The sequence below is a fragment of the Anaerotruncus sp. 1XD42-93 genome, assembly GCF_009917605.1.
Taxonomy (GTDB): domain Bacteria; phylum Bacillota; class Clostridia; order Oscillospirales; family Ruminococcaceae; genus Anaerotruncus.
The window spans coordinates 1-11425 of sequence record NZ_QZEG01000032.1 but is presented as its reverse complement, the minus strand read 5'-3'; the positions used below and the strand labels follow the sequence as shown (position 1 = coordinate 11425).

10 protein-coding genes are annotated in these 11425 nt (G+C 55.2%); 8 read left to right on the top strand and 2 right to left on the bottom strand.

Features of this window, described 5'->3' with window-relative positions:
- The first annotated feature begins 5 nt into the window (after positions 1–5).
- The 6 genes from D5269_RS11505 (at position 6) to D5269_RS11480 (ending at position 6958) form a co-directional block, all read left to right on the top strand.
- Complete coding sequence (locus D5269_RS11505; protein WP_016316608.1) at positions 6–890, top strand: AraC family transcriptional regulator; 885 nt, start codon at positions 6–8, stop codon at positions 888–890.
- Between the two features lie 318 nt (positions 891–1208).
- Positions 1209–2498: a sugar ABC transporter substrate-binding protein gene (locus D5269_RS11500; RefSeq protein ID WP_120485541.1), complete on the top strand. Its 1290-nt coding sequence runs from the start codon at positions 1209–1211 to the stop codon at positions 2496–2498.
- Positions 2499–2591: 93 nt separating this feature from the next.
- The gene (locus D5269_RS11495) at positions 2592–3425 is read left to right on the top strand and encodes a sugar ABC transporter permease (RefSeq protein ID WP_051142476.1); all 834 of its coding nucleotides are present in this window, start codon (positions 2592–2594) and stop codon (positions 3423–3425) included.
- A 12-nt stretch (positions 3426–3437) separates the two neighbouring features.
- Positions 3438–4277, top strand: a complete 840-nt coding sequence (locus tag D5269_RS11490) for a carbohydrate ABC transporter permease (RefSeq protein ID WP_016316611.1) — start codon at positions 3438–3440, stop codon at positions 4275–4277.
- A gap of 258 nt (positions 4278–4535) precedes the next feature.
- Positions 4536–4724 carry a hypothetical protein gene (locus D5269_RS11485; protein WP_022788494.1) on the top strand — a complete coding sequence of 63 codons (189 nt, stop codon included), beginning with the start codon at positions 4536–4538 and terminating at the stop codon, positions 4722–4724.
- 44 nt (positions 4725–4768) lie between these two features.
- The gene (locus D5269_RS11480; protein WP_120485540.1) at positions 4769–6958 is read left to right on the top strand and encodes an alpha-galactosidase; all 2190 of its coding nucleotides are present in this window, start codon (positions 4769–4771) and stop codon (positions 6956–6958) included.
- 30 nt (positions 6959–6988) lie between these two features.
- Here the strand turns inward: D5269_RS11480 and D5269_RS11475 are convergent, their stop codons facing one another.
- Positions 6989–7846 carry an AraC family transcriptional regulator gene (locus D5269_RS11475; RefSeq protein WP_016316613.1) on the bottom strand — a complete coding sequence of 286 codons (858 nt, stop codon included), beginning with the start codon at positions 7844–7846 and terminating at the stop codon, positions 6989–6991.
- On the bottom strand, positions 7843–8121 hold the full coding sequence (locus D5269_RS11470; protein WP_022788495.1) for a hypothetical protein: 279 nt from the start codon (positions 8119–8121) through the stop codon (positions 7843–7845). The genes D5269_RS11475 and D5269_RS11470 overlap by 4 nt, the downstream gene beginning before the upstream one ends.
- Before the next feature lie 235 nt (positions 8122–8356).
- Here D5269_RS11470 and D5269_RS11465 point away from each other — a divergent pair, with 235 nt between their 5' ends.
- Both D5269_RS11465 and D5269_RS11460 read left to right on the top strand, forming a co-directional pair.
- Positions 8357–9316: a carbohydrate kinase gene (locus tag D5269_RS11465; protein ID WP_120485538.1), complete on the top strand. Its 960-nt coding sequence runs from the start codon at positions 8357–8359 to the stop codon at positions 9314–9316.
- A gap of 56 nt (positions 9317–9372) precedes the next feature.
- Positions 9373–11202, top strand: a complete 1830-nt coding sequence (locus tag D5269_RS11460) for an amylosucrase (protein ID WP_120485535.1) — start codon at positions 9373–9375, stop codon at positions 11200–11202.
- Positions 11203–11425 lie beyond the last annotated feature (223 nt).

Sequence of the window (11425 nt, the reverse complement as noted above, 5' to 3'; positions counted from 1 at the left end):
AGAATATGCCGCCCCGCCAGAATGAAAGTTATGTCATCAAACCGGCGGCCCCCGATACCAGCGTACGGGGGCTGCTGGTTCTGCCTTTTGCGCAGACGCTCCCGCTTTCTGTGGGAGACCTCTACAGCGGCTGCGGCAGAGAAGGGGACTATACCCTGATTGCCGCTGTGCGTGGGAGCCTCACCGTAACCTCGCACACGCAGTATTTCCTACTGGAAGCGGGCCAGGTCCTCGTCATGCGCTGTGGGGAGCCTTACACCATACAGTCGGTCTCGGATTGCCTTTGTATGGAAGTTCATCTGCAAGGGGAGCTGGCTGACCGTCTGCTTCAGGAGCGGATGGAGGAGGGAACTTTCCTGTTCTCCGGATGCGCGCCTGCAGTGCGGGAGACAGTCATGGCGCTTTCTGTACTCGAGGAGGAGAATCCCCCGGTGAGCGGCGAGCTCGCTTCGTCCTATGCATACTCTCTGCTGATGCAGCTCTGTGGTGCAAGGGTGCAGCGGGATGATGCATCGCCTCCCCTTTCGCCGCTGGTGGAATCCGCGATTGCGATTATCCAGGAGGAATTCCCATTTTTGGAAGGATTGGATGAGCTGGCCGAACGGCTCGAGGTGTCAAAAGCGCATCTCAGCCGCAGCTTTGTGAAAAAGACAGGGATCTCCCCAGGAAAATACATCACCAGGGTTCGGATCGAATATGCTAAACTGTTGCTGCGGGCGGAAGATGTGTCGATCGCGTATGTGGCAGAGGCGTCCGGGTTTGCCAATGCAAACTATTTTGCCAAGGCGTTCCGGAGGGAGACCGGTATGTCCCCCAGCGAGTATCTGGAAAGTGCGCCTAGACGCCAACGTACGGGGTTCCGTCTAGAAGAGCGGCAGCCGCTTTGGTAGGGAATCTGTGCATAGCACATAAATCTATATTTTGTTTCACATTCTGGAATAACTTGTATTTAAATGGGTAAATATCGTCTTCTTTGTAGGGCATTTTACCCAAAACATACTTTCTTTTATCGTATTTATAAACGAAATTATTGAAAATATACCTATATGTTACGGCAATCTGCACTTAAAACGTCTTGCGCAACATATAGGTATATTTTTCAAATCCCTGTCCATTTACAGAACAGGCGAGCGGGTTTAAAATTTTAGTAATGGCGCTATGGGGATAGTCTAGCCAAAAAACAAAGAAATTCGTAGAGGAGTGGAGTTATGAAAAAGATTCCCCGCATAGCAGCAATCGTTCTGGCTGTAACACTGCTTCTGATGTCCCTGGCCGGGTGCAGTGCGGCAGATGGAAAAACACACCTGACCTTCCAGATATGGGACGTCGCACAGCGCGATGGTATGCAGGCGATCTGTGACGCCTATACCGCCCAGAATCCGGATGTGGTCATCGAAGTGCAGGTGACCAGCTGGAACGAGTACTGGACCAAGCTGGAGGCAGCCGCCGAAAGCAACACCATGCCGGACATCTTCTGGATGCACACCAACCAGATCCTGTATTATTCCGATTTCGGGATGCTGGCGGATGTGACCGACCTGTATGACGATGTAGACCCCAATTTCTACAGTGACCATTATTCCGAAATCTCCCTGAGCAACGCGATGGGCAGCGACGGGCGGATTTATGGCGTGCCGAAGGACAAGGATAATATCTGTCTTGTTTATAACAAGGAGATGTTCGACGCGGCGGGCGTATCCTATCCTGATGAGAGCTGGACCTGGGATGACCTGACCAGCGCTTCTCAGAAAATTTATGACACAACCGGAAAATACGGCTATCTGGCCTATGCGGACGACCAGCTCGGCTACTGGAATTTCGTTTATCAGGCAGGCGGCTATATTCTCAACGAGGATAAAACCCAAGCGGGCTTCACCCACCCGGCTACCCAGAAGGCTATGGAGTTCTATATCGGCCTGCAGAGCAACGACTGGTGTCCAGATCAGGGCTATTTTGCCCAAACTGCACCTGGTGTCGCATTCTTCTCTGAAGCAGGCTCGATGTTCCTTGAGGGAAACTGGAACCTGCGCCAGGAGATGCTGGACTATCCCAACATGGTCGGCAAATGGGACGTGGCGGTTCTTCCGAAATGTCCAGACCCCGTTAGCGGTGATGGACGTGCCACCATTTCGAACGGCCTGTGCTATTCGACCGCTGCACGCGGTAAAAACCTTGAGCTTGTTAAGGATGTTCTCAAATTCTTCGGCAGCGAGGAAGGACAGCGGATTCAGGGGCTTTCAGGTGCGGCGGTACCCGCTTATGATGGTCTGGAGGAAACCTGGATCAGCGCGTTTGACCAGTTTGACTATGACCTGAACCTCGGAATTGTGGTTGACCAGTTCGAGTATTGCGTCCAGTCGGTCAACAATGCTTCCCGGCCGAAATGGAAGAGTCTTGTCAGTGACGAGCTGATTAAGATTTACAGCGGACAGGTGGATATCGACACGGGCTTGGCAAATATGCAGCAGATGGTGGACAACGCGAGTGCGGTGTCCTGAAAATGAGGGGAGGGCATTCTTTTGAGTAATCCAAAATCCGGGACAGTCAAGCTGTCCGCCGCCGCAAAGCGGGAGCAGAACTGGGGCTGGCTCATGGTAGCCCCTACCATCATCGGACTGGTCGTATTGAACGTCTGGCCGTTTATCCAGACGCTGTATGCCAGCTTCTGCGAGCATCTGGGCTTCGGCCATTACCGGTTCCTCGGTATCGACAACTATGTTACCATGTTCAAAAGCCCAGAGTTCTGGAAAGCAACCTGGAATACCGTATACTTTTGTATCCTGACCGTTCCGGTTGGCATCTTCCTCGCCCTGCTGGTGGCGATCCTACTTAATGCCAAGGTTAAGGGCAAGGGCTTCTTCCGGTCGGTCTTCTTCCTGCCGATGGTCTGTGCCCCTGCCGCGATTACCATGGTCTGGCGCTGGATCTTCAACAGCGATTACGGTATCCTCAACCAGATGATGGGAACCAGCATCAACTGGGTTACCGATTCCAAGGTTGTCATGATCGCCTGTGCGGTCGTTGCGGTCTGGAGCGCGATCGGCTATGACGCGGTTCTGCTGCTCTCCGGTTTGCAGAACATCTCCAAATCCTACTATGAGGCGGCGGAGATCGACGGCGCCGGCAAGATCACCCAGTTCTTCCACATCACCCTGCCGATGGTTTCCCCCACCCTCTTCGTGGTGCTCATCATGCGCCTGATGGCTTCGATGAAGGTTTATGACCTCATCTACATGATGGTTGAGGACACTAACCCCGCGCTCACCAGCGTGCAGAGCCTGATGTACCTGTTCTATCGTGAGTCGTTCGTGGCGAGCAACCGCGGCTATGGTTCTGCAATCGTCATCTGGACCGTCTTCCTGATCGGCATTGTCACTGTGATCCAGTTTGTCGGCCAGAAGAAATGGGTCAACTACGAAGTGTAAGGAGGGATAACGATGAAGAATAGCTCTATGGGACAGTCCAAGAAGATCGTTACCACCGTTACCTATGCAGCGCTTATCCTTGGCTCGCTCGTTATGATCTTCCCGTTCCTCTGGATGATTCTTACCAGTTCTAAAACAGTGCCTGAAAGCATGCAGATTCCGCCCACTATCTTTCCAGCACAGATCACCTTTGAGAACTTCACCCGGGTTATGGAGAGCCTTCCGTTCGTAAGCCTCTATTGGAATACCGCACTGATGATCCTCTTCCGTGTGGTCTGCGCGGTGGCGTTCAGCTCGATGGCGGGCTATGCGTTTGCAAAACTGCAGTTCAAGGGCAAAAACCTCCTGTTCAGCATCGTGCTGATGCAGATGATGATGCCCAGCCAGATCTTCATTATCCCGCAGTACCAGATGGTAGCCAAGCTGGGTGCGGCAAACTCCATCTTTGCGCTGGTCTTCCCCGGCCTGGTCAGCGCGTTCGGTACCTTCTTCCTGCGGCAGGCATACCTTGGCATTCCCAACGAGATCGGTGAGGCCGCCTATCTCGACGGGTGCAACCAGTGGCAGTCGTTCACCAAGGTAATGTTCCCGCTCACCTCTTCGTCGGTGGCGGCGCTCACGGTCTTTACCGCGGTGTTCGCTTACGGAGACCTGATGTGGCCGCTGGTTGTCAACTCTGACTTGAAGATGATGACCCTTTCCTCCGGGCTTGCAACCCTGCGCGGGCAGTTCACCACCAACTTCCCGGTACTGATGGCCGGAAGCCTGCTGGCGATGCTCCCGATGGTCATTCTCTATCTGTTCTTCCAGCGCCAGTTCATCGAAGGCGTTGCGATGACCGGCGGTAAATAATTCCCGGCCTTTCGGCGGTCGGATGGATCTGCAGTCCTGTTGATTCGCGGCCCTGCCGCGGCATAGGAACCGGTTTTCCGCCGGTTCCGGCAGGATGTGCAAAATCCCCGGTCTCACATTCCGGAAGCGTGACAGCCCCGGCGCTGGTTTCGGCCCGCTGGGGCTGTTGTTTTAAGACTGCACTGGTACGACGCTCCCGCCGCGCGTATATGGCGGGCTGCCTCCTCCCTAGGCTTGGATTCTGAGGGTGGAGACCCCTTGGATCGAACAGTCAGCACGCTTGAAAAGGATTCTATTTTCGGGCAGCGGGAAGATGTCCTGCTGGTATGCTTTGAAGGGAAAGCCTTTACCGCAGATGCAAAAAACAGCTTCCGGAAATCAAAAAAATGCTTTTGCGGCTGTCCAATTATAAAATTACCTATTGCATCACATCTTAAAATTGCTTAAAATGATTGCAGCAAATTTTTATGCTTATGTGAGGGGATTCCATTATGATCGTTTGTGACAAAAAAGAGGGGCTTTTTACCCTCCACACCCGTAACACCACCTATCAGATGAAAGCGGACAGCTACCGGGTGCTGCTCCATGCCTATTATGGCGCGCGCATCGGCGGGGGAGACCTGTCCTATCTGGTTCGGTATACCGACCGCGGCTTCTCCCCCAATCCCAGTGAAGTCGGGCACAACCGCGACTACTCGCTGGACACGCTCCCACAGGAGTATTCCACCTGCGGTGTGGGAGATTTCCGTATCCCGTCGATTGATCTGGAGCTGGAGGATGGCAGCCGGATCGCGGACCTGCGGTATACCGGTTTTGAGGTGAAAAAGGGCAAATACAGCCTTGAGGGCCTGCCTGCCTTTTTTGGGGACGAGGAACAGGCCGAAACGCTGGTGCTCTTTCTGGAGGATACCGCCGCGCAGGTAGGGGTCGAACTCTACTACGGCGTGTTCGAGCAGTGCGACCTGATTACCCGCGCCGCGCGGATCACCAACCGGGGCGGTCATCCGGTCCGGCTGCGCCGCGCGACCTCCCTCTGCCTGGATTTCCAGCGCGCTGACCTCGATCTGATTACCTTCGACGGTGGGCATGTAATCGAACGCTGCCCTACCCGCACCCCTCTGCGTCAGGGCGTCCAGAGTGTGGGAAGCGTGCGCGGCACCTCCAGCCATCAGCATAACCCGTTTGTCGTCCTCTGCGACCACGATGCGAATGAGGACTACGGGCTGTGCTACGGTGCCGCGATGGTTTATAGCGGCAACTTTGAGGCGGCGGTCGAACGCAGCCAGTTCGAGAGCAGCCGTCTGGTCATGGGGATCAACCCCTACCACTTCTGCTGGCCCCTTAACCCGGGTGAGTCGTTTACCACCCCGGAAGCGGCCCTGGTCTGTTCGACCTGCGGTTTGGCCCGGATGACCCATCAGTTCCACCGCGCCATCCGTGAACACCTCATCCGCGACCCTTACCACGGTGCACGCCGCCCGGTTCTGATTAACAACTGGGAGGCAACCGAGTTCCATTTCGATGCGGACATGCTCGTGTCGATTGCCAAGGAGGCGGCCTCGCTTGGGGCGGAGCTGTTTGTCATGGACGATGGCTGGTTTACCAACCGGGACAGCGACCTGAGCGGTTTGGGCGACTGGGTGGTGGACCAGAACAAGCTGCCCGGCGGGCTGGAGGCTTTGGTTCCCCGGATCAATGATCTGGGTCTGCGGTTTGGGATGTGGATTGAACCGGAGATGGTCAGCGAGGACAGCCAGCTTTACCGGGATCATCCCGACTGGGCGCTGCGTGCGCCGGGCCGGGCACAGACCCGCGGCCGCAGCCAGCTTGTACTCGACTTTTCCCGCAAGGAAGTGCGCGACCATATCTATCAGGTTCTCAAGGAGGTGCTTTCGAGCGCCAACGTCACTTATATTAAATGGGATATGAACCGCAGCCTGTCTGATGTCTGGTCGGCAGGGCTTCCCGCCAACCGGCAGGGGGAGGTCTTTCACCGGTATATGCTCGGCGTTTATGAACTGCTCGAGCGGTTCCGGCGGGATTATCCCGACCTGTTGATCGAGGGGTGCAGCGGAGGCGGCGGCCGGTTCGATACAGGAATGCTCTATTATACACCTCAGATCTGGTGCAGCGACAATACCGATGCAATCGACCGGCTTCGTATCCAGTACGGTACCTCGTTCTGCTATCCCGCCAGCACGATGGGGGCGCATGTTTCGGCAGTCCCCAACGGGCAGACCGGGCGCTGTGTCTCGATGGAGACCAGGGGGATCGTAGCGATGTCAGGCACCTTCGGCTATGAAATGGATCTGAACGAGACCACTCCTGAGGAAAAGGAGATCATCGTCCGGCAGATCGAGAAGTATAAGGCCTATTATGATCTGATTCAGCGGGGAGACTACTACCGGCTGACCGATCCGTTTGAGGATGGTCCGTACACCGCGTGGGCGCATGTCTCAGAGGACCGGCGGGAGGCCCTGGTTTCCCTGGTCACCGGCACGATGCACGCTGCCCCGCCTTTCCGGGTGCTGCGGATCAAGGGGCTTGATCCGTCCTTCTGCTACCGGGTGAATGACGGGGAAGAGGTCTATCCCGGGGATGTGCTGATGCAGGCGGGATATCCTCTGCCCATGCTGAAAGACGACTATCAGCCGTTCCAGCTCCATCTGAAAGCCGAGTGACATACAGAAAAGAGGCTGACCGCAGGGCGGTCAGCCTCTCGAGTGGAGTTTGTTCTGGGTGCGCCACTCCCTGGGGGAGATGCCGTACCGCTTTTTGAATGCCCGGGAAAAGTGCAGCTGGTTCGGATAGCCGCATACGGTTGAAATTTCCCCGATTGGTGCGCTGCTGGTCTTCATCAGCTCGGTGGCTTTGGTCAAGCGCATCCGGATCAGAAATTCCTGCGGGGGACAGCCCATGTTCTCTTTGAACAGCTTGCTGAAATAGCTGCGGTTGAGTTTGCAGACATCCGCAATCTCCTCCACTGTCAGATCGCGCTGGTAGTTCTGCTCGATGAAGGTGATCGCCTCCTGGATATAAAAATCCCGGAGCTGTGCTCCGCCAAACTCCCGGCGGGTGGCAGAGGATTCGATCAACGCATCCAGAAACAGGAACAGATGTCCGATCAGATGCAGAGAGGACGACTCCGAATGATCGGCGATGTAGAGCATGAGGTCCCGCACCGCCTCCCCCATGGCAGGGGTTTTGGGGCGGTAAAGCGGCTGGGAGATGTCCAGCCCTGCGCTGGAAAGATGTTCGGATGCCCGCAGCCCGTCGAACTCGAGCCAGACGTATTTCCACGGATGCTTCTCCGAGGCGCTGTAGGTATTGACCTGTCCGGGGCAGATCAGAAAGCCCTGATTTTCCTCCAGATAATAGCGGTTGGTTACACCGTTTTTGGGGGTGGAATCCAGAACGCCTTGTCCGGAGATGACATAGTGAAACAGAAAGTGGTTGCGGATAAAGGGGCCGAAAGAATGCAGGGGTGCACACTGCTCCCAACCGTATTGGTAGAGCCGAAGGTCCAGGAAATTCTCGTTGGGAAAGAGTGAGAAGGAAAGGTTATTCATCCTGTTACTCCCTTTCTTGCGGCGCCGGTGGGGTTTGCTGGAATCATACTCCACATACCTTCGCAGGTGGCCGTAAAAACGGCCACCTGCCACGCGGCGCGCCGCGTGACTATCAGGGGCTGTTCGAAAAAATCAAAACCACCGCCTTTTTCTATAGGAAACAGCATCTGCTGCGTCAAAAATACGCGGAATACATCAATACAAAATATTCCTGCACGTTTCTCTTTGCAGCCGCTTGATTCCTGCGAAAAATCCGTTAATTCCTCTGTTTTCAAACAAGCCCTAGGGTGACTTGTTTCGCAATACAGGTTTCCAACTATACGCTTATAACAGACACATACCCGGATATGTGCTCCACTCTGCGGATAGTATATCATATTTGTGGGACGAGATGGTAATTTTATGACATTATACCATAAAAAAATAACGTTTCCACTCTTTTGCACCCAAAAACAGGTTTTATTTCCCGGAACCTTTCCATAATATTTACAAAAGAAAGAAGGGCTTTTTATGTATGATGTCGTTGCCTTGGGCGAACTGCTGATTGATTTTACTGCAAATGGGAGCAGTGAACAGGGAAATGGACTGTTTGAAGCCAATCCCGGGGGGGCGCCCTGCAATGTACTTTCGATGCTTACCCGGCTAGGGCGGCACACCGCTTTTGTCGGGAAGGTGGGGGAGGATATCTTCGGCCGTCTGCTGAAAGCCACCATTGAAGAAGTCGGGATCGACAGCGCGGGCCTGGTGCTGGATGCTTCTGCCAATACCACCCTTGCCTTTGTGCAGAATGCCCCCGACGGGGACCGGGAATTCAGCTTTTACCGGGACCCGGGCGCAGACGAGCTGCTGTGCCCCGAGGAGCTGCCGCTCGAAATGCTTGGACAGACCCGCATTTTCCACTTTGGCTCCCTGTCGCTGACCCGTGAGCCGAGCCGTTCGGCCACACGCGCCGCAGTAGAGGCAGCACGCGCAGGCGGCGCATTGGTCAGCTTTGACCCCAACCTGCGTGCTTCCCTCTGGAAAAGCCTGGACACCGCCAAAGAGCAGATGCTCTGGGGATGTTCGGTCTGTGGCCTGCTCAAGATCGCCGAGGAGGAACTGGAATTCCTCACCGGGTGTAAGGAGATCGGAGAGGGCGCCGCGCAGCTGCGGGAACAGTTCCCCAACATTCAGCTGCTGCTGGTCACGCGCGGAAAGCAGGGCAGTATTGCATTCTGGAAAGAACTGATGGTCAGCCAGCCCACCTATTTGCAGATCAAGGCTGTGGATACCACCGGTGCGGGTGATACCTTCTGCGGCTGCTGCCTGCATTTTGTGCTGGAGTATGGGCTGGAGCAGCTCAATGAAGAGCGGCTGACCGGAATGCTCCGGTTCGCCAATGCTGCCGCGAGCTTGATTACCGCGAAAAAGGGTGCGATCCGCAGTATGCCGGAACTGGATGCGGTGCGGCGTCTGATGGAAGAGGCGTGAATGCTTCGCGCGCCTTTTTGAAACGCGAGGCAGGCTCTAAAGAAGGAGGAGACAAGATGAATGCTTTTGAACGCCGCCTTTCTGAAAGGCGGGATGAACTGGAATGGCTCTATATGGAGCTATATAACAACCGTGAGCGGCTGGAGGCGCTGGAAGCGCGGATGCGCGAGGCTTACCACCAGCGCGGTCAGGGACTGAAGCGGCTGGACAGCCAGCGGGAGGAAAATCCGGAGTGGTTCCGGTCAGGGAAGATGCTGGGCGTCACCATGTACACCAACCTGTTCGCCGGAGACCTCAAACATTTGGAACAGAAATTGGATTACCTCTCCGAGCAGGGGATTACCTATCTGCATCTGATGCCGCTGCTCAAGATGCCCCATCCCGATAATGACGGCGGTTATGCGGTGGAGGACTTCAATCAGGTGGACCCGCCGCTCGGCACCAACGAGGACCTCAGCCATCTGACCGCCGCCATGCGCCGCCGGGGGATGAGCCTCTGTCTGGATTTTGTCATCAACCATACGGCGGACACCCATGAATGGGCGATGCGTGCCAAGGCGGGTGAACAGGAGTATATCGACCGGTACATCTGCTTCGATACCCCTGACATCCCAAGGCAGATGGAACAGACCATCCCGGACGTGTTCCCCGAAACCGCTCCGGGCAGCTTCATCTATCAGGAACAGATGCATAAATATGTCTGCTCTTCGTTCCACCATTACCAGTGGGACCTCAACTACCGCAATCCGGTGGTATTCAATGAGATGGTCGGGAGTATGCTGCTTCTGGCCAACCTGGGCGTGGAGGTGCTGCGGATCGACGCGGTCCCTTACCTTTGGAAGGAGATCGGGACCACCTGCCGCAACCTGCCGAAAGTGCATACCATTATGCGGATGATCCGTCTGATTATTGAAACGGTCTGTCCGGGCGTGATCCTCAAAGGCGAGGTCGTAATGGCGCCCTGGGAGCTGGCGCCTTATTTTGGAACGCTGGAAAAGCCGGAGTGCCATCTACTATACAATTCTTCCACCATGGCGACCCAATGGAGTGCACTGGCTTCTTCGGACGTCCGGCAGCTCAAGCGTCAGCTGGATGACCTGCACAGCCTGCCGTCCCATTGCTGCTTTGTCAATTATCTGCGCTGCCACGACGATATTGGCTGGGGACTGAATGAGGAATTCGGGAAAAGCATCGGGATGGATCCGCTGGAGCACAAAAAATATCTCTACCGCTTTTTCGAAGGCAGCTTCCCAGGCACTTACGCCCGCGGGGAACGGTATAACTATAATCCTGTTACCCAGGATGCGCGTACCTGCGGCACAACAGCAAGCCTCTGCGGCATCGAAAAGGGCCTTTATGAACAGGACGGCTGGCAGGTGTCAATGGGCATCCAGCGCGACCTGATGATGCATGCTGCCATGATGTGCATGGCCGGGTTCCCCATGCTTTCGAGCGGGGATGAGATCGGCCAGCTCAACGGTTATGCTTATCACAACGATCCGGTCCTGCGGGAGGACAGCCGCAATCTGCATAGGACCCCGTTCTCCTGGGAGAATGCTGCACTGCGTACCCAGGAGGGAAGTGTTCAGCAGCAGATTTGGGACGGACTGCGGCAGCTTGAACGGCTGCGGGCAGAGGAGGAATGTTTCTCTCCGCAGGCGTGGGTTTCCACTTGGGATACCCATAACTGTTCGGTACTCGCGCTGGTGCGCACTACCGAGTCCGAGCGGATGGTCTGCCTGTTTAACTTCTCCGGGGCCTGGCAGGCGATTTCTCTCAATGCAATGAGCGGGACGTTTGTCGACCGGATCACCGGAAAGGACATCTGGTTCTCTGACTGGAAGCTTCAGCCATATCAATACTGTATCTGTGTGCAGAAGCTGTAAATTAAATATGGGGTGGGATTCCGGCGCGGGTTCCCACCCTTTTCTTTTTCTGTCTGTCTGGCTCGAAAGTCGGCGCAAAAGGCCGGTTTTAGGGGGATGTGAAGAATCTGGAAGGGGAAAAAGAAGAAAAAACCAAAAAACTTTAAAAAAAATGAAAAAAGGTGTTGACAAAGAAAGGGGAACGTGATATTATAACTAAGCTGTCTCGTGAGCGACGACACAA

Coding starts and splice junctions, on each gene's coding strand:
- D5269_RS11500 (WP_120485541.1), top strand. CDS start 1,209: ATGAAAAAGATTCCCCGCATAGCAGCAATCGTTCTGGCTGTAACACTG.
- D5269_RS11505 (WP_016316608.1), top strand. CDS start 6: ATGCCGCCCCGCCAGAATGAAAGTTATGTCATCAAACCGGCGGCCCCC.
- D5269_RS11480 (WP_120485540.1), top strand. CDS start 4,769: ATGATCGTTTGTGACAAAAAAGAGGGGCTTTTTACCCTCCACACCCGT.
- D5269_RS11495 (WP_051142476.1), top strand. CDS start 2,592: ATGGTAGCCCCTACCATCATCGGACTGGTCGTATTGAACGTCTGGCCG.
- D5269_RS11465 (WP_120485538.1), top strand. CDS start 8,357: ATGTATGATGTCGTTGCCTTGGGCGAACTGCTGATTGATTTTACTGCA.
- D5269_RS11490 (WP_016316611.1), top strand. CDS start 3,438: ATGAAGAATAGCTCTATGGGACAGTCCAAGAAGATCGTTACCACCGTT.
- D5269_RS11460 (WP_120485535.1), top strand. CDS start 9,373: ATGAATGCTTTTGAACGCCGCCTTTCTGAAAGGCGGGATGAACTGGAA.
- D5269_RS11475 (WP_016316613.1), bottom strand. CDS start 7,846: ATGAATAACCTTTCCTTCTCACTCTTTCCCAACGAGAATTTCCTGGAC.